Below are 18,240 nucleotides of genomic sequence, written 5' to 3' on the forward strand. Positions count from 1 at the left end.
CTCGCTTTCAAACCATGCGAGGGCCCAGGAGAAGGTGCCATGGATCCCTTCTCCTGGGCTCAAGGCACTCAAACTCTGGTCGTGGCCTTCTCTCCGGTCGGGTCCGATTCCAGCAGACTTCCCACCGCTGCACATTCCAGCCCGAAAGGCAGGTAGCCGGCGTACCCGAGCAGGGGCATGCGGAAAATCTCGAACCGCTGCACATAGGGGATCGCGTAATGCCATCCAGCCAGGCTGTAGTGGTTCCACATTTCCCAGAATATCCCGCAAACGAGCCCTGCCAGGGCTGAAGCCATCCCGAAGCGCCAATCCCCATGGGCGATCCCCGCGAGGATATGCCGTTCTCCGGCAAGGGTCTGCAGAGACAGGAGGATGAGGAGCGGGGAGACCCACAGGAAACAAAAAAGGAAATCCGGATAAACGCCGATTCCTGTCAGAACCGGAGCAGAGCCACCAAGCACGAGGATTGCCGTTGCCCTTGGATGAGGGAAAGGGATGGGGAGAAAGTCCGCAAAGGCAAGCTGAAGGCGTGACCAGGAGAGGAGACATTCCCGGACGCTGAGTACCGCCGGCAGGACGGTGGAAAAGGGGAGGGTGCCCGCGAGAAAATAGTGGACGGAATCGTAGCGGGGGACTTGATAATGCCAGTTCTGCACGAACTGATTGAGGTATTCGAAATACCACCAGAAAGCGCCGCTAACCGGGAACAGCAGCAAAAAAAATCGTGTGCGATGGGTCAGGAGACATTTGCCCGTCCTCCTGTATCCGATGGCATTGACAACAAGAATGAAGGAAAACCATAAGGGGGTGAACGTGTAGGCCTGGAAGGGCGCAAACCACGGAAAACGATTCCAGGCCAGGACCCAGGAAAATAAAGCCATTGCCGTTCCGAGCCATCCCCACCAGGGGAAGGAGGCACGAGAGGCGGCAGGGGCGATGGCGGCGCGGGGTACTTTGAACAACCGGTACACGATAGGGAGCGTCGCGCCGGAAATCAGGAGGGCGTAAATGGAAAACTGCGTCCAGGAAAAAGGGGCGTGCATGACCAGGTGTGTTTTCAGCGGGAATTCCAGGTAGGACTCGGGAGGTTTTCCCTGCAGCGAAGTTCCCAGGAGCGGCAATCCCAGCAGCATTGCCGAAAGCACGACCGACTTGAAAATGAATTTCTTCATGGCTGATATACCTCTCCATCATCCAGTCAGAGCGATGGCCAGGGGCAGGGTCAATGGACTGATCCATGATAACGGAATCAAACGGTTTGTCATAAATTATTCCAATGGATTCTCCGGAAAACATTCAAACAACCAATTTGAGTGTTCGGATGTTTCTGTTTATAAAGACAAAATCGTACCTGTTCCGGCTTGGATGGACGACAGTTTGTTTTTGATGCAACTCAAGGACCTTGCAGGTGTGAGAGATGGACCGACCGAAACTGGCTCTGTGCAATTTTATTCCCGACGTGGACGCCCTGAAGGAATTCGCCCTGGCTCATGGCTTTGCCGGCGTGGACTGGACCTTTAAGCTGGCGGATCTGCCTGAAAGTCCGCTGGAAGAAACCCGCCTGCTGAAGAATGTCTCCAGGCTGCAGCCCCTGGAAGTTCGCTATCACTGTGCTTTCAACGGCTTGGACCTGGGAGATGTGAATACTGAAAAGGCCCGTGCCGCCCGGGAGGCTTTCAAAAAAGCCTGCCGCATCGTATCCAAGTTGAACGGGAAATTCATGACCATTCATATGGGGCTGGGGCGGGACTCCATGGAGGACCTTCTCTGGGACGAAACCCTGTCCGCACTTTCGGAACTGGTCCATTATGCGAGGATTCTCGGAATCCGACTCTGCCTGGAAAATCTTGCGGGAGGGTGGTCCAGCCGCCCGGAGCTTTTCGAAAAGCTGGTTCGCAAGTCGGGTGCGGGTGTCACCCTCGATATCGGTCATGCCCGGGTCTGCCATTCAGTGGAGAGCCAGCATTACACCGTTGAAGATTTTATCTTCCCCCATGCCCAACAGATACATAACGCTCACATCTATCACGAAGAACGCAACGATACCCACCTTCCTCCCGCCAGCCTGGAAGACATTTTCGACCGCCTGGAGCTCCTTCACACGTTGCCGTGCGACTGGTGGGTCCTTGAGCTGCGGAACAAGGAAGCCCTGTGGGCCACCCGTCGAGTCGTGCAGGAATATTTCGATGCCATGAGCTCCACTCCTTCCATGAAGTATCTCGTTTGAAAGGCTTGAGGTCCGTCAGGATCCTGCCATTTAGATTGTTTGATCATTGGACAATTGTGAGTCGAAATGTTTTTGGTTTTAATGGGTAAGTAATTTTAATTGTTTGTAAACAGAAGAAAGGGTATAATCGCGTCTAAAATTTCACCCGAAATGATGAGGCGCTTTCTTTAATAGAGAATGCAAAATGTTTTACACTTTTCAGCATCCGGTTTTCGTCGAGGCGAATTGGACTGAGACGCCAAACGAGATTGGGTGCGGCGAAGGAAGAGACGACCTTTTAGAAAGGATTTTAGTATGGAAGCCCTTCAACGTAAGCAACTCCCGGAATCCATCAAACAGTACCTCTCCAAATTCGATCTGAACCTCTGTCTGACCTGCGGTACATGCACGAATGGTTGCCCCATCACCGGCGGGCCCGGAGCGGAAGGTCTGGATACTCGAAAAGTAATCCGCATGCTGGCCTTCGGCATGATCGACGAGGTGGTGGATGCCAAATTTCCCTGGCTCTGCACGGGATGTGGCCGCTGTGTTCATGGCTGCCCCATGAACATCGATATCGTGGGCATCATGGGCAAAATGAAGAGCTTGAGACCCCGCGACAAGGTTCCCGGAATCCTTCACAAGGGCGTCGAAAATGTCATCAACACCGGCAACAATATGGCCATTCCCAAGGAGGATTATTTCTTCCTCATGTCCGACATGGGCTCGGAATTGGCCGAAGAGATGCCGGGTTTTTATGTTCCCATCGACAAGGACAAGGCGGACATCCTCTTTTTCCCCAATTCCAAGGAAGTTTTCGCCGACAACGACGACATGATCTGGTGGTGGAGAATCTTTTATGCCGCCAAAGAGAACTGGACCATCCCGTCGGAAAACTGGGAAGCGGTCGACTGGGGACTTTTCACAGGCGATCTGGAAGCCACCATCACCCTGGCCAAGCGCAAAATCGACTTTATGAAGCAGCACCAGGTCGCCCGCATGGTCATGCCCGACTGTGGAGGCGGTTCTTATGGCTGCCGTAAGGGTATGAAGGAATGTGTGCTGGAGGACCCGAACAACAAAATCGAGCACATATACCTGTATGATTACCTGAAGGAAATTATATCCAATGGGCGCATCAAGCTCGACAAGAGCGTGCATGCCGGCAAAGTCTTCACCTGGCATGACAGCTGTAAGCACGGCCGCGAATTGGAGCGCAATTTCGGTTACGGCTATTACGACGAGCCGCGCTGGATCATCAACCAGTGCGTGGACCAATTCGTCGACATGGAGCCCAATCGCGCCAACAATTACTGCTGCGGAGCGGGCGGCGGCAACTGGCCTATGCCTTATGAAGACGAATCCGCTTACCATGGCCGTTTTAAATACGAGCAGATCAAAAACAGCGGGGCCAATGTCGTCGTTGTGGGATGTTCCAACTGCCACGACCAGATGATGAAGCGTCTGCCCAAGTACTACAAAGACTACCCATACGAGGTGAAGTACATCTGGGAGTTGGTGGCGGACTGCCTGGTCATCGAGCCCTGGACGGAAGAAGAAGTCGCCAAGGCGGAGGCCGAAGCCAAAGCCCAGTGGGAAAGACTGGGAGTGGAAGTCGAATAAAATACGGCTTCTCAAGCTGCAGGAATTGACTGTCGGTATGTACTCCCTCGTGGCGTGATTCCCGTTTGGCATGGGCTGCCTGCCTCTGCCAAACGGCCGTGAACGAATGAAGATGGGCCGTGATTTCTACCGACGAGCAGCGTGTGCTTTTGTGTAAGGCTTTTTCTCGCCCTCGTAAGAGGGCGGGTTGAGCAATTGGAAAAGGGCTCGTGCATCCCGGGAAGGCTAAAGATATCAGTCCGCTGGCTCCGGATGCGGCGCTGGCTCCGCCGCAAATTCTCTCCCCTGCCCGGTAATGCACGGCCCTTTCCATGAGCCTGCCTGTGAGGCGGTCTTTCAGTTCATTTTACTCCAACCTTATTTTCCCTCCAATCCTCTATTGTCTCACCCCTCAAAGACACTCAACATCATTGCCGGTCACTGTGGCACTTGAGGCATCCCTTGAAATGAGGGTGCGTGGTCTGCGGAGCATCACCCGACCCGGCCGGCCCATGACATTCCAGGCACTGCGCGTCTTCCCGCACCGATGCATCGTGTATTCGTGGAGAGCTTCCGATGCTCGGACCGTGCATTCCAAGGTAATAGCGATAGGCGCACCCGGATATTCCCAGAAGGGCAGCCAGCAGCAGGGCCAAAGTCAGCGTCCGTGGCGTTGTCGTCATAAACTTTGCCTCATCCTTCCGTCTTTCAAATAGATGATCTCATCGGTCATTTCCAAGAGCTCCTGATCGTGTGTGGCAATGAATAAAGTGGTGTGCTGGGATCGACAGAGCGAGAACATGAGCTCGATAAGCTGTCGTCCGTTGGCGGAGTCGAGGCTCGCTGTGGGCTCATCGGCCAGGAGCAGCGAAGGCGAATGGGCGATAGCCCGGGCAAACGCAATGCGTTGCGATTCGCCTCCGGACAATTCTGCCGGCATGGCCTTTTCATACCCTCCGAGACCGAAGTGCGTCAAAAGTTCTTCGATGCGCTTCCGTTGCATTTTACCCCGGATTGCATTGAGCTCCAGAGGGAACTGGAGATTCTCCGCAACCGTCAGCCAGGGCAGCAGGTTCCCGGCCTGAAACACAAAGCCCACTTCCTGGCGTCGGAACAGGGCACGCTCCCTGGCTGAAAGTGCACAGATGTCTCTGCCATTGCAGAGAATGCTGCCGCTGTCCGGCCTTTCCAGTGTTCCGATACAGTTCAGAAGGGTTGTTTTCCCGGAGCCTGACTTCCCCGCCAGAATGATGCCCTGCCCACTCTGCACGGAAAAGGAGATCTCCGCCAGGGCCGTTACCCGACCCCGTCCCGATGTGTATTGCTTGGAGACATCCTGTACAGAGACCACGGTTTATACACTCCTCAGGATCTCGGCCGGGTTCTTGCGAATGACATAGAGAGCAGGCCATACAGCAGCCATACTTCCAAAACTGACCGCCAAAAGAGGAGGGGCAAAAAGCGCGGTCCCGGTAAGCCGTGGATAAATTACCCCGGACACGACAAAATACTGATTATGCGAGGTGAAGTCACTGAGGTCGATGCCTGTGTGTGCAAAAAGGGACACCGCCAGAATCCCCAAGAGAGTGCCGAAGGCAGCCGCGGAAACCGTGAGCAGGCCGATCTGGGTGACGAGCAGTGAGGCGGTGTGAATGGGCAAAACGCCCATGGCCTTCATGATGCCGTGCTCCCGGAGGTTCTTGAGGGTAAAAATCAGAAAGGCGCACGAAATTCCCACGGACACAATGGAAAAGACCAGGGTGAGGACAATGGCCATGCACATGTCGTCCAGGTCGATCAGCTGCTTCAGATCGGGCATGAATTCCATCCAGGGCGTGAAAGTGGCCGATGGCAAAATCTTGCGGTATTGAGCAACGATGTTGTCGATCGATGTGCCCGGCTTCAGGAAGACCGCCGTTGAAATGAAGCCTTCCTCACCCGGGAATGCATCCATCGGGCAGAAGGCCTGCCCCTGGTCGAGGTGGCTGATCCCGGTGTGATAAATACCCACGACTTGGAAGGTTTTCAAGGGGACGCCCAGGCGACTGCCGAGAGAAACCTCATTCCCGACATCGACCTGGAGCCGTCTGGCGGTGTCCTGGCTCAGGTAAAGGGCTTCTTCCCCTGCCTCGACGTAACGCCCTCTTACGGTCTTCTTCGAGAGTGCCGTGCCTTCCCTCTCCTGCACGGGGTCGATGCCCACCAGGAGGACCGGTTCCAGCGCGTCCTCTTTCCATAAAAGGAATTGTCGTTGGCGACGGATGAGGACCCGCTCTACACCCGCCATGGCCAGGAGGCGGGCATCGCCCTTGCGAGGGATATCGGTGCCGATGATATGGCCGGAAAAGAGCTCCGTCGAATTGCGAATCATCGCGTCGTTGGTGCCGACGGCCAGGGAGGAGAGAAAAACCAGTGAGGCCACGGCTGAAACGACCATGAAGGCGAGAACGACCGTAGCTCGCCAGGAGCGCAGCAGGATCAGGCCGGAGATCTTGAGGATGAACCCGAATCGCATCGTCGGCTCTTTTTTTAGTCTTCGATCCGCACACCAATCCGCCCGGCTATGAAAAGCGCCGCGGGCCGCACCAGATGGTGGTGACGTTGGAAGAACAGGCGGCGCAGCCCATCTTCGAGGCGGGAAAGCCCCTCGGAAGTCATGCTCCTGTAGACATCGGGGAATTCGGCATAGAAAACGTCCCCTGCATTTTCCGTTGCAGACAGGGATTCCATGCGCCGCCATACATCGGCCGGCTGCCGGTGAGTGAGGTATGACGCCACATAATTGTGACGTTGATTCCCTAAATCAACGAACAGGTCCACCACATCATCGAATATCTGGCAGCCGATGCCAATGTCGTGAAGGGCTTCCCTCATCGCGGACGCCTCGGGAGGGACTGCGGCCTCCAATAGCGACGGAATAACCCATGGGGACTGAAAGAGGATACCGGTCTTGAAATGATGGATTTTGAGGAGGACGTCCTCGGGGACGAGACGCTCTCCGATCCCGCCTTCTTCCGAAGCCTCCTGTGCTCCACTCCGCGCCAGGGCCTGCAACGATGCGGCGCTGGCCTCGATGGCCTTTTCCACGGGCAGGTTATGCTCAGTGCAGTACCGGGTCAGGAGCGCAAACAGGGTGCGGTCGGAAACCATGATGTCGAGTACGGAGCGGAAGCGATGGGCCTGGGCGGGCAGGTCTGTTTCGAGAGTCACCTTGTACTCGTCGTCCAGGATGTTGTCACAGCCGGTGACCATCCCGCGCAGGCACTGGTTGACCGCAACATAGAGAGCTCGACGGTCGGTGGGGATGCCCGTCCGGTAGTAGGAATACAGGAACAGCGTTGAGAAGAAATTGCTCTCCAGAGAAAGCAGGGATGGGTTTGACAGGGCCAGATGAATGGAGCTGTCGTGCATGATGACGGCTGCTGTCTTCCAGAAAAGATCCAGACCCGCATGGAGCTCGGATTCGAACTGCGCGAAGTCGCCCGCTTCCGAGAAGAATTGAGAAAATGGCCGGGTCACTGGGGCTTCGATGTCGCAAAAACGGTTATGTAGCCAAAATACTGGGCAACGGTTCGTGGCGGCGGGAACCCCGCTTCCACCATCAGGTCCGGCAGGACCCCCCGTATGTTCTCACCGATCTGCGGCTGCATGAAGAACCACCGCGAAACATGGGAAACGAGCCATCCCATGAATGTCGTCGGTTTGTGCATGTCGGCGACGATCAGCTTTCCTCCGGGCTTGAGCGTGCGGAAGGCTTCCTGCAAACTGAGCTTCTTAAGATCCAGAGGAACATGATGGAAAAAAAGGCTGGAGACGACGGCATCAAACGTTTCGTCGTCGAACAGCAGATGCTCCGCTGCCATGGCCTCGAAGCGGCAGTGAGGTGCCCCCCGCTTTTTTCTCGCCACTTCTATCATTTTCCCGGCGGCGTCGATTCCCGTCACGCTCCCGCCAAGCTCCGGCTGCAAGCGCTCGGCAATCATCCGGCAGAGCACACCGGTGCCACACCCCAAATCAAGAATAGTGTCCGACGGTCTGGGATCCAGGACGTTGATGAGAGTCAGGTCATACTCCGCCTGTTTCATGAGGAGAAAAAGCGGCTCCAGGAAGTCATAGACCGGAGCTGCATAATCCAGAGTGCGCCCGCGTGTCGGTATTGAAGGTATAGTCATATCCTGCACCCCGTGAGATCGTGTGCTCATGAACCGCCTCAATCACAATGATTTCTATATGACTGCCAAAGGTCCCTCATGGTTGCCGAGCGTCCTTTTTGTGGCTGTCTGTCTGGGATATTTAGCAAAAAGGCTTATACATTTCTGAGAATGGGGCCAGAAGTGAGCAAGCAAAGTAACAGAAGACCGCTCTCTAACGGCTCTGTCTAACATGCGTGTCGGCTTGGGTCAAGGGGGTATCTGTTCCGATTTCATCGAAGATCGTCCCGGGAGGCGGGGCAATATATACCCCAAACGGGTGAGATCTTTACTTATTGATGAACCCGTAGGAGCGGCTTCCAGCCGCGATTGCACCAGCCGGCTCCCAATAGAATCGCGGCTGGAAGCCGCTCCTTCAAAAGTCAAGATTTTACCCGTTCGCAGTATATAATCCTCAGAAGACCTCATCCAGGAGCGCCTGAAAGGCATGAGTGTCCTGCAAATGCTGCGGGTCCAGCTCCTGGGCAATGCGGCCTTCCCTGAGGACAAGAACTCTATCCGCCAGGCGCCGCACCTGGCTCAGGCTGTGGGAGACAGCCAGAATGGCGTATCGTTCCTTGAGCCTGGCGAGGAGCTCCTCGATTTTGTGAGTCGTCCTGAAATCGAGGGATGCCGTGGGTTCATCCAGCAGCAGGACGCGCGGTTCCAGCGCCAGGATTCTTGCGAGGCAGAGCCGCTGCTGCTGCCCGCCGGAGAGGGTGGTGGCAGCATCCTGAAGTCGATCTTTCACTTCATCCCAGAGAGAGACTTCCTGGAGAGCCCGTTCCACTCGATCGCTCAGAACGTTCCCCCAGATGCCGAGAGTCACTCGGAGCGGAAGGGTGAGGTTCTTCAGGATGGAAAAAGGCAGGACGGCCGGGGTTTGAAAAACCATGCCCACCCGTCGCCGAACTTCCGGGAGGGGCAGAAAGTCCTTGTAAATGTCACCGCTTCGTCCCTCGAGCTTGAGCCGGACAGCCCCTTCCGTTCGGCAGTGGGGGAAGCATTCGTTCAAACGGTTGATGGCCCGCAGCAGGGTCGTTTTGCCCGAGCCCGAGGAACCCACGAGCACGGTGATCCGTCCGGTCCACAGGGACAGGGTCACTGCATCGAGCACCGGTTTTCCAGAAAACGACACGGTCAGGTCCGAGACTTCGACGATAGGTGCAGCCCGTTCGGTCATCGTGTTTTCCATCGTCTTTCAACACTTCGCTGGAGGAGGACGGCTGCCAGAAACAGCAGGCCCGTCAGCAAAAGGAGGACCAGGGCAGTGGCGAACCCCTGTTCCAGCTCCTGCGGGCTCCGGTGCTCCGCAGCCAGGTAGTAGATGCGAAAAGGCAGCGCTTCGAATTTGTCTGCCAGGCTGCCTGGAATACCGGCATGGGCGACCACGCCGGTCAAGAGAATCACCGCCGTATCCTCCGCCGCACGCCCGACCGCCAGGATGGCGCCGCTCAGTATCCCCCGGCCGGCGAGGGGGAGCAGCACTTTGTTGATGTTCTGCCATCGCGTCAGTCCCAGGCTCGGCCCCAGGAGACGCAAATGATCCGGAATGCCCTCCAGGGCGGATTCGGTCGTCCGGATGACGTAAGGTAAAACCAGCAGACCGATGCAGAGGCCGGCGAGCAGGAGTCCGGTGCGAGCGCCGGGAAGGAACGTTTTGCGAAGGGCGAGAATGGCTGTGAAGCCAAAAAGACCCATGACAATGGACGGGGTCCCCGACAGCAGGTCCACCATGAAATCCAGGAGTGAGTGCCGGTGGTCTGATGCATATTCGGCGAGGTAAATGCCACTGGCAATTCCCAGGGGAATGGAGAAAACGGACGCGAGGAAGACCAATGAGAACGTCCCCACGAGGGCAGGCCAGATGCCTCCAAAGATGGGTTTTCTGGCGAGGAGGGCGTCCAGCCAGGGGGTGTCTCCGAAGAAGAGCGCCGCGTCGATACCCGGCATTCCATGGGACGCAAGGAAAACCAGGAGGAGCGAAACTGCAAGCAGTGTGCCGCCCCCGGAAAGCCAGGCCAAGCAGGTAAGCAGCCGGTCTAAGGTTTTTTGCACTTTAGAGCCCCCTGTTCTTGCCGCCTGATTTGCGAATGAGGAGACTGACCGCGCCGGTGAGAAGAAAAAGCAGGAGCCCTGCGGCGAAGACGGACTGGTAGGCCATGCTCTGGCTGTCCGTCGCCAGGACCAGCCCGATGTGGGCGGTGAGCGTCCGAATCGAGGCAAACAGCGAATGGGGGAACTGAGCTGCATTTCCGGCCAGCATGAGGGATACGAGGGTATCGCCGACGGCCCTTCCAAATCCGAGGACGGCCGCAGCCGTCAGGCCCCGCGCAGCCGCCGGCAGCAGCACACAGCGTACCTGCTGGACCGGGGTAAAGCCCATGGCTTCGGCAGCCAGTCTGAGTGTGGGGTCGAGCTGCTCCATGCGGGAGTGAAGGACGAGGGTGATGGTCGGAAGAATGAGCAGGCTCAAAGTCAGCACAGCTGCCAGCAGTGAAAAGCCGCTCCCGACGGCGAACCATTCCCGCAGCCTCGGCACCAGCAAGAACACGGAAACAAAACCGTAGACCACCGTCGGGATACTGGTCATGAAATGAACGAGGGCAAGTAGAAACCGGGCGGAGAGGCCACGAGCGAGTCCGTGCACCAAGGTGCAGATTCCCAGGGCGGCGGGATAGGCGACAACCAGCGACAGGATCGCCAGCGCCAGCGACCCCGCGCACATGGGCAGGATGCCGAACTGCCCGCCGAAGGGCTGCCATTGCCGGGAGAAGATGCTTCCAAGGCCGTGCGAAGTCAGCAGCGGCAGGCAAAAGACGCCGAGCAGGACGACAATCCCGGCAATGGCGACCCCCGAGACTGCCGTAGCACCCAGGAGCGCCCGTTCAATCCATTTGTCGGAATCGGCTTTCAGCGGTGATGGTCCTTCATTTCAATGGCAGATATCCGGATTTTGTGATGATCGCAACCCCTTCCGGGCTCAGGATGTAGTCGATGAAGGCCTTCACGAGCTTTGACGGCTCCCCTCTGGTGTTCATGTAAAGTTTGCGCACCACAGGGTAGCTCCCGTTCATGGCATTTTCCTGAGACGGCGCCACCCCGTCCAGAACGACCGCCTTCACCGTCTGGTCGACATGGCCGATCCCGGCGTAGCCGATGGCGTCTTTATCCTGTGCGACGGCACTCTTCATGGCTCCGTTGGAAGCCACCACATTGGCGCCGGTGGCGATCGGTCCCTTCTTCAGGAGCTTTTCCCAGAAGACCTCACGAGTCCCACTCGCTTCATCGCGGGTGAAAAGGTGGATGGCCCCGTCTTTTCCGCCCACTTCCTTCCAGTTGGTGATCTTGCCGGAAAAAATATCCCGAATTTGCTCTGCCGCGAGTCCGCTGAGGGGGTTGTCGGGATGGATGATCACCGCCACTCCATCCAGGGCAAAAGGATAGCTCTTGAGACCGTACTTGGCAATTTCTTCCTCCGAAAGAGCCCGCCCTGTATTCCCGATACTGACCAGGCCCTCTCCGACCTTCTGAACCCCGATTCCCGACCCGCCTCCCTCCACCGTGATGCGGATCTTGGGATTGAAGGTCATGATGTTCTTCGCCGCATCCGTCATAACGGGGATGTGGGCCGTGCCGCCGGCGATGTCGATGGTCCCTTCCAGGCCGGCAAAACTGTCGAGGGCAGCCGCTGAGGCAGTCCCTGCTGAAGACCAGAGGATCAATGCGAAGACAACCAGCGCCACCCTGCAAATGCTTTTCGTTGTTCTCGTGCTCATTCGATTCTCCCTGTTGCACTCACGATGAGCACGAAGCGATCTGCACGGCCCCTTCGCGCTCATCATGGTAAGAAATAGTTGGTGTATGTTTGTCAGGATACCCCGATTTCCTGCGCTTGCCTCAATTGCATTGGCCGGAAGCCTCGACTTCACCTTTGGTGTATGCCCGAATGATCCAGGATTTGAATTGGGCTTCCATCCAGCGTGCTACATCTTCATTGGTCTTGCCGCTGTGTTGGAGGATTTCCTGATCCAGCCAGAACTGATCGCCGCCCTGTTTTTTCACGATACCGGACCCGAACGCATCTTCCAGGTCTTTCTTCACAACTTCATTGACGATCCACTGGCCGCCGGTGGTAACGTTGGCGCCTCCGTGGTCCCCGAAAAAGACGGCCGTATAATTCCCTTTGCCCACATGCCTGTCCAGCCACCCGATGACCTTTTGGATCATGTAGTCGGCAAAGAACATGTAATTGTAGACTTCGCCGGAATAGACGCCGTAGCGGTGCCCGACGGCATCCATGCTCTTCAAATGGAAAAACACGAAGTCGGGAATATTATCCTGCCCGACCCCCTCGTATTCCATGGCCATGAGGTTGAGGTCGAAATTCCATAGATCGAAAAACGGCGTCTTGACCGTTTCACCATATTTATCCGAAAGCTTCGTGGTTGCGGGGTCATAGTCCTGATAGCTCTGCAGTTTGTCAGGCTCGGCCTGACCTGCTTTCACGATGGGATAACTGAAGCTGTATTTTTCGCCCCACGGAAAGGTCGCGGCAGGGTAGCCGATGGCCTGCTTGCTGGCCGAGAAGGGGCTTCGGTCCCGGAGGGTGAGACCGTGAGACCACGGGGTATGCTCGATGTCGAGCCCGTAGTATGCCTTCAACCAATCTTTGACGGCGACGAGGGAATTGCTGCCGACTTTGAGATAGTCCGGCAGAGTATAAAAGTCGGTATTGGTATAGGGCACACCTGAATACCAGTTGGTGATAAACGAGATATCCTTATCCGCACCGCTGTAGGCATAATCTCCATCCTTATAGTATGCACCGTGGCCGGCAACCCCGATAGATGCCCGTCCGTAACTCGAGGAAGAGATGACGATGCTCTTGTTTAGATAACGGCGATCCAATTCATCGGCAAGCGTTGGGACCAGCAGATTGCGGGGGCTCAAGTCGCCGTGTCCGTTGTTGGGGCCGGCATTGCCGTCATCGATGGCGAGCGGATAGCTGCCGTCGGACAGCATCACGTTGTTGCCTACAATCCCATGCAAACCGGCGATGGTTCCCGTGCCCACTGAACTGTGAGAGACCGCCGTTTCCGTTTTGGCATTGCTGACATGCCCCTGCGCAAAGCTCGCCCCTTTGGCGACGATGCTGGTGTTCAGAAAGGAAAACGCATTGCTGAAGGTCCTCAGATGGTCGTTCCGACACTGATCCAGGCTGACCAGCACAAGGACTTTAGGGCGCTGATTCTGGTTCCAGGATGCCGCTTCGGGTTTGATGATCTCCGTCAGGATGCGGCCTGTCGATGCAGCCGGGCGTTGGACTCCCGCCAGGTAAGCGAGTGTTGGTGCGATATCGATGAGGTCGGCCTCTCCGCCGAGATAGCCTTCTTTAATTCCCTTGCCGTAAAAGATGAGGGGGACGTCGGCATCGTAGTTCCACAGTGAGCCGTGACTGGCGACGGTATCGGGCTTTTCCCCCGCAAGGATTTTATTGTATTCCGATTGACTGGTAAAAAGACAAAAAGGCTGCGTGAGCAACTGGACGTCCGGGAAGCGCTCCGGGTTGTACATGTTCTTAACGGCCGAGGGTACACCGAGAAAAGGGTTTTCAATGCTTGACAACACGATATCGGAGGCATCGGTCTGTGCCCCGGCAAAACAGCTGCAGAACGTCCCCATTCCAACAAAAAACGCAATTGACAAGGCGACACAAAGCCTAAAAATACACTTACACATTTTTTCCCTCCTTCTCTCCTGCCTGCCGATCATGGGCAGGGTCATTTCAATAGGAATATAGAACTACGACGAGGGTCCTTGTGTGGTGGACACAACACTTTATCGTACCCCCCTTTCGTGTCGGGAGACGTGGTTTGGTGCGCAAGAGCCCACCCTTGAGAAGACAACACGTCATTGCAGCAATGGATCGACGGTCTCTTCCCCTGAGGTTTTGTTTTGTGCCATGACCGCTAATATCAGGGTAAAAGTCTCCATTGTCGGCCGTGGCCTTCACCTCCTTTCCTTCGCTGCGCAATCCGGAGCGTGGTGGCGCTGCTGGCTGATATGATCGATTCAATGCGGAAGGCATGCCCGAAAGATCTTTTTTCATTGTAGGCCGACATGCTGATAACCCATCAGTGCGGGCAGTTGAGTGCCTCGGATGCCTTCCGGCACAGGGACTTTTCTCAACTCATCAGCTCGAGAAAAGCTTCGATCCGGGTTCTCAGCTGCTCCGTATCGGAGGCCGAATAGTCGGTTTCGATATGGAGGAACGGGAGATTCCAGCGCTTTTCGACGAGCTCCTTGATGACGAAAGACTCCACATTGTAGGTGTGGCAGCACTGCCAGGTCAGATCGACCACTCCCTGGACCCGATGTTCTTCTACCAGGGTCTGAATCAACTGCAATCGCTCCTCATTGGGCGTCATGCAGGAGCAGGGGGTCTGCAGATAGCGACTTGCAAGCGCTTGGAGAGGATCGGCCGCGTCTTCCTCCACCAGCAGGTTCTGGCCTTTGATGCCGGTGCAGTTTTCCAGGGAGACGATGACGCCGCCGCATTCCTCCATGAGCTGCAACACCTTGTCCGACCCCTTCCCGGCCGGGCAGCCGGTGAGCAGTAGACGCGGGGCGCCCTCCCGCCGGTCGGAGACTCCGGCCGCGGAGAGGGCTTCCAGTTCCTCGATGAGCTGCCGCAGCAGCACGGCATAGGCTTCAAGGTCGCAGCAGGAGCTTTTGGTTTCCATCACGGTCATCATGTCGAGACCGGACAGGGGAATCGTTTCGGCCGCACTATACCGGGAGATCCTCCAGAGCAGCCTCCTCACCTCGTTCTGGAGCTTGATCTGGCGCTTCAGCTCCTGCACTTCTATGGCGTGCCCCGTCTGCTCTTCGAGGAAGTCCTTCAATCGGATCATTTCCTGGTGCCAGAAATCCAGCGCATGGCCTCGGCTGGTGTCATAGGGCAGATGCATGAGATGGAGCGGTTTGATCCTCCCCATCAGCTCGAACATCTTTTTTTTCCCGTCACAGGTGGTTTCGCCCAGGATGAAGTCCGAAGCGGCGAAAAACGGACACGTGTCGGTCACTGCGTACCCGTAGCTGGACTTGATCAAAGGGCAGAGATTGGGGGGCAGGGTTTTTTCCGCGGCGGAGATGGGCGCTTCCTTCTTGCCGCACAGGCTGACGGGGATGGCGCCGGCTGCCCTCACCAGCTCTGTTGGAGCGAAAAGGCAGTAGACCCCCGCAACTTTTCCTCCCGATTCTTTGTGCTCTGCCAGGTTCAGGAGCGAGAGCTCACCGGCCCGTTCGAATTCTTTCATGATTTCCGGTCGCATGGGATCTTCTCATTTTCTCTATGGATTCAGTCTTTGCATAAGCAGCAGTTCACGGTCGGTGAAGGTCATGTTCAATGTCCCTTCCTTCCAGCAGAGTCCCTCCGTGCAGGGCTCACCCGGCTTGCCCATGTCCTTCTCCATGGCCGCGTACCGGGGCAGGTGCATGCGGCCGGTGAAGATCTTGTTCAAATTGCGGGCTTCAAGGAGAGGCATGAAAGGTCCCTAGAGGATGAAAATGGCTGGCAGTGGCCTGTAGCCATTAGAAATCTATAGATGGAAAGCCTGGGGAGTTCAAATTGGTAATATGAATTGAAATGGGTATCTATCATCGAGAAAAACGATGCATGATTCTCTGATCACGCAGTGCGGGGGCTTCTGTCCGTGGACGGGTGTCCCATCGAAGATATGATGAGCCTTCAGCTGTTAGCAATAACAGATACTTAAACTCAAGTGGCCTGAGTGATGCCCTGACCCGGACGTACCACCCTGGGCCGGTAAAAATTCAGGATACCGTGATCTCCCACGGATGAGCGTCTGAGTCACCCTCCCAGTGTATCTACCCATCGCAAAATCCGATGATATTGCATATCTGCATTCGAATTACCTATTTGAAATCACCTCAATCAATAAATTAGTGTCTCACGATTAAGTTGTATGAATGTGGAAATTATTTTAATGGGAAATGAGAGGAAAGCAGAAATGAGAAAATACCTCGGATGGTTGGTGCTCTTTTGTATCACTCTAACGGCCCACTCGGCTCTGTCGGCCACGCGGTCGGGCACGGTCACGCTGGAATTCGACCTTACCGCCCAGGAGGCCGGAAAAGAGGTGAAGCTCTGGGTTCCCTATCCGGTTTCGGACGAGGATCAGCTGATCAGTAACATAAAGGTTTCTGGAGACTACGCCAATTCCGCTGTCTACACGGACCGTGAGCACGGCAATCCTATTCTGTTTGCCGTTTGGGACAAGGATGCCAAAAGTCGCACTATGACGGTTTCTTTTTCCGCCGAGCGCAAGGAGGTCATTCGCAGGGATCTTCCCGCAGAGGAGCCGGCGTGGGATCGGAATGCTTTCAAGTCCGATCTCGGTGCAACCCGTCTTGGACCCATCGATGGAGAAGTGAAAAAGCTTGCCGACCAGATCACCCAAGACAAGAAGACTGTTCAGGCAAAAGCCCGGGCCATCTACGACTGGGCCTGCACCAACATGTACCGAGACCCCAACACGCGCGGTTGCGGGAGAGGGGACGTCTGTGCGCTTCTCCAGAAGCCGGGCGGCAAATGCACCGACATCTCGTCCGTGTTCATCGCTCTTGCCCGGGCATCCGGAGTCCCTGCGCGGGAGGTCTTTGGGATTCGCCTTGGGAAAAAAGCCGAAGAGGATATCACGGGCTACCAGCACTGCTGGGCCGAATTCTACTAGCCGGGCTACGGATGGGTGCCGGTCGATCCCGCCGATGTCCGGAAGGCCATGCTGGTGGAAAACTTGAAGCTCGAGGATCCAAAGGCGGTGGAATACAAGGCCTACTTCTGGGGAGGGATCGATCCCTACAGGATCAAGCTCTCGACGGGGCGTGACATCGTCTTGAATCCACCCCAGGCCGGCGACCCCCTCAATACCTTCGGCTATCCGTTCGCCCAGGTCGGAGACGCCACCATCGACTGGCTGGATCCTGCAACTTTCAAATACAAATTCACGTTCAGGGAGAAATAACCTGGCTGAGGTGAGTAGAGCTTTTCGCGCTGAAGGTTTGCCACTCTGCGGCGGAGGAAGGCTCAGGCAGTTCATCGTTTGGGAGAGTGGAGAGGGAAGAGCGGTTCCGTTCCATCAAGCCAAAGAGGCGCTGCTTGACGAGTCGGGCGAAGTGGGTATCCGGTCGGGAAAGAAGATCAAGGTGAAAACGGCCTTCCGTTTCAACCCTGTCTACAATATCCCCGGTGGGTACCTCTACATCGAAACGCTCTCCAGCGCCGAGAAAATGCCGCTCTTTGTCTCCAACGATACCGCCGGCAACGAGAGCAATCTCTGCAGGGACTACATCGTCCCGGACCTTTGTTATCCCGAAGGCCATTACGGATAGCTCAACCCCCACGCGCCGCTAATGAAGTTTACCGGCCTGCGCACTCCCATGACCGAACCGCTCACGGGCAAGATCTTCGATGGCAGGCACTACTTGCACGCAGGCCTTTCTCATCGATCTGGCGAGGCATCTGAAACTGCCGGGATTCGATGAAAACGCTGTTTAGGGAGCCGACGGCACCATGCATCCTATCGAGCGTGGGGAGGAATTTTAGCTTCGAGCCTTCGCCAACATAATAGTGGAAAACGCCAAGTCGGCGCCCTCTACACTCGGGTCAAGTCCCGCACGCGAAGAGGATAATCCGGTGGAGCTCTACTTTACTTGCCCTGTAACTGGAAAAGGGTACCTGTCGGAAGACTGGCGCATCCTGGGTGAGCTGAAAACGCGGGAGGACTCGGAGGGAGGCAAAGTGCTTGTGGGAACGGTCGAGGTGGAGTGCCCTGACTGTGGGAGCGCACATGCCTATCCCGCAGAGGAGCTGGTCTGTCCTTTGTCGCAGGCCGAAAAAGTTGAACATGAGAACAATTTTTGAGGAGGTGGGAGTGGAAAGCACGAAGAATGTCTTTGCGACGAAAGCGGGCATCATCGCGGTCGGTGCCATCATCGGGGTGTTGGCCGCCCTGCTGCAAAAGCTGGGAAACCCCGGCAACATGGGCATTTGCGTGGCCTGCTTCGATCGGGATATCACGGGCGCTTTGGGCATGCACCGGGCGGAGCTGGTGCAGTACCTGAGGCCGGAGATCCTGGGGTTTGTGCTGGGGTCTTTTGCTGCCGCCCTGGCGCTCGGTGAGTTCAAATCCAGGGGAGGTTCGGCGCCCCTGGCAA

The 18,240-nt window shown here is 56.3% G+C and carries 19 protein-coding genes and 1 pseudogene; 7 read left to right on the forward strand and 13 right to left on the reverse strand.

Going from position 1 to position 18,240, the window contains the following annotated elements:
* Nucleotides 1–68 precede the first annotated feature (68 nt).
* Complete coding sequence (locus tag MWC30_RS17460; protein ID WP_244085488.1) at nt 69–1,172, reverse strand: hypothetical protein; 1,104 nt, start codon at nt 1,170–1,172, stop codon at nt 69–71.
* Between the two features lie 245 nt (nt 1,173–1,417).
* On the opposite strand from MWC30_RS17460, the gene MWC30_RS17465 reads away from it, so the two are divergent.
* Nucleotides 1,418–2,227, forward strand: coding sequence for a sugar phosphate isomerase/epimerase (locus tag MWC30_RS17465; RefSeq protein WP_244085489.1), 810 nt, complete (start codon nt 1,418–1,420; stop codon nt 2,225–2,227).
* Nucleotides 2,228–2,521: 294 nt separating this feature from the next.
* Nucleotides 2,522–3,829 carry a (Fe-S)-binding protein gene (locus MWC30_RS17470; RefSeq protein WP_244085490.1) on the forward strand — a complete coding sequence of 436 codons (1,308 nt, stop codon included), beginning with the start codon at nt 2,522–2,524 and terminating at the stop codon, nt 3,827–3,829.
* Nucleotides 3,830–4,236: 407 nt separating this feature from the next.
* Here MWC30_RS17470 and MWC30_RS17475 read toward each other — a convergent pair whose 3' ends face one another.
* The 12 genes from MWC30_RS17475 to MWC30_RS17530 all read right to left on the reverse strand — a co-directional run bounded on the left by MWC30_RS17475 (nt 4,237) and on the right by MWC30_RS17530 (nt 15,548).
* On the reverse strand, nt 4,237–4,491 hold the full coding sequence (locus MWC30_RS17475) for a cytochrome c3 family protein (RefSeq protein WP_244085491.1): 255 nt from the start codon (nt 4,489–4,491) through the stop codon (nt 4,237–4,239).
* Nucleotides 4,488–5,159 (reverse strand): ABC transporter ATP-binding protein, encoded by a 672-nt coding sequence (locus MWC30_RS17480; protein ID WP_244085492.1) that lies wholly within the window; start codon nt 5,157–5,159, stop codon nt 4,488–4,490. The genes MWC30_RS17475 and MWC30_RS17480 overlap by 4 nt, the downstream gene beginning before the upstream one ends.
* A gap of 3 nt (nt 5,160–5,162) precedes the next feature.
* Nucleotides 5,163–6,323 (reverse strand): ABC transporter permease, encoded by a 1,161-nt coding sequence (locus MWC30_RS17485; protein ID WP_244085493.1) that lies wholly within the window; start codon nt 6,321–6,323, stop codon nt 5,163–5,165.
* 14 nt (nt 6,324–6,337) lie between these two features.
* Nucleotides 6,338–7,327, reverse strand: a complete 990-nt coding sequence (locus MWC30_RS17490; RefSeq protein WP_244085494.1) for a class 1 isoprenoid biosynthesis enzyme — start codon at nt 7,325–7,327, stop codon at nt 6,338–6,340.
* Complete coding sequence (locus MWC30_RS17495; RefSeq protein WP_244085495.1) at nt 7,324–7,980, reverse strand: class I SAM-dependent methyltransferase; 657 nt, start codon at nt 7,978–7,980, stop codon at nt 7,324–7,326. Before MWC30_RS17495 ends, MWC30_RS17490 begins: the two co-directional genes overlap by 4 nt.
* A gap of 433 nt (nt 7,981–8,413) precedes the next feature.
* Nucleotides 8,414–9,181, reverse strand: a complete 768-nt coding sequence (locus MWC30_RS17500; RefSeq protein WP_244085496.1) for a phosphate ABC transporter ATP-binding protein — start codon at nt 9,179–9,181, stop codon at nt 8,414–8,416.
* On the reverse strand, nt 9,178–10,056 hold the full coding sequence (gene pstA / locus MWC30_RS17505) for a phosphate ABC transporter permease PstA (protein WP_244085497.1): 879 nt from the start codon (nt 10,054–10,056) through the stop codon (nt 9,178–9,180). Before pstA ends, MWC30_RS17500 begins: the two co-directional genes overlap by 4 nt.
* Before the next feature lies 1 nt (nt 10,057).
* The gene (locus tag MWC30_RS17510; RefSeq protein ID WP_244085498.1) at nt 10,058–10,726 is read right to left on the reverse strand and encodes a PstC family ABC transporter permease; all 669 of its coding nucleotides are present in this window, start codon (nt 10,724–10,726) and stop codon (nt 10,058–10,060) included.
* A gap of 202 nt (nt 10,727–10,928) precedes the next feature.
* Complete coding sequence (locus MWC30_RS17515; RefSeq protein ID WP_244085499.1) at nt 10,929–11,777, reverse strand: phosphate ABC transporter substrate-binding protein; 849 nt, start codon at nt 11,775–11,777, stop codon at nt 10,929–10,931.
* 121 nt (nt 11,778–11,898) lie between these two features.
* Entirely contained in the window at nt 11,899–13,740 is a 1,842-nt protein-coding gene (locus MWC30_RS17520; protein ID WP_244085500.1) for an alkaline phosphatase family protein, read from the reverse strand.
* 446 nt (nt 13,741–14,186) lie between these two features.
* Nucleotides 14,187–15,335: a double-cubane-cluster-containing anaerobic reductase gene (locus MWC30_RS17525; RefSeq protein ID WP_244085501.1), complete on the reverse strand. Its 1,149-nt coding sequence runs from the start codon at nt 15,333–15,335 to the stop codon at nt 14,187–14,189.
* A gap of 18 nt (nt 15,336–15,353) precedes the next feature.
* Nucleotides 15,354–15,548: a hypothetical protein gene (locus tag MWC30_RS17530; RefSeq protein WP_244085502.1), complete on the reverse strand. Its 195-nt coding sequence runs from the start codon at nt 15,546–15,548 to the stop codon at nt 15,354–15,356.
* 486 nt (nt 15,549–16,034) lie between these two features.
* Between MWC30_RS17530 and MWC30_RS17535 the strand changes: the two genes are divergently transcribed.
* The 5 genes and pseudogenes from MWC30_RS17535 to MWC30_RS17555 form a co-directional block, all read left to right on the forward strand.
* Nucleotides 16,035–16,757 (forward strand): transglutaminase-like domain-containing protein, encoded by a 723-nt coding sequence (locus MWC30_RS17535; protein ID WP_244085503.1) that lies wholly within the window; start codon nt 16,035–16,037, stop codon nt 16,755–16,757.
* Nucleotides 16,758–16,772: 15 nt separating this feature from the next.
* Nucleotides 16,773–17,048: a hypothetical protein gene (locus MWC30_RS17540; RefSeq protein WP_244085504.1), complete on the forward strand. Its 276-nt coding sequence runs from the start codon at nt 16,773–16,775 to the stop codon at nt 17,046–17,048.
* Nucleotides 17,049–17,058: 10 nt separating this feature from the next.
* Nucleotides 17,059–17,415: a hypothetical protein gene (locus MWC30_RS17545; protein ID WP_244085505.1), complete on the forward strand. Its 357-nt coding sequence runs from the start codon at nt 17,059–17,061 to the stop codon at nt 17,413–17,415.
* Nucleotides 17,416–17,719: 304 nt separating this feature from the next.
* Nucleotides 17,720–17,947, forward strand: coding sequence for a hypothetical protein (locus MWC30_RS17550; RefSeq protein WP_244085506.1), 228 nt, complete (start codon nt 17,720–17,722; stop codon nt 17,945–17,947).
* Nucleotides 17,931–18,240, forward strand: a pseudogene (locus MWC30_RS17555) (YedE-related selenium metabolism membrane protein); the annotation flags it as partial. The gene MWC30_RS17550 and the pseudogene MWC30_RS17555, both read left to right, overlap by 17 nt.

This window comes from Desulforhabdus sp. TSK (assembly GCF_022836495.1).
GTDB lineage: Bacteria > Desulfobacterota > Syntrophobacteria > Syntrophobacterales > Syntrophobacteraceae > Desulforhabdus.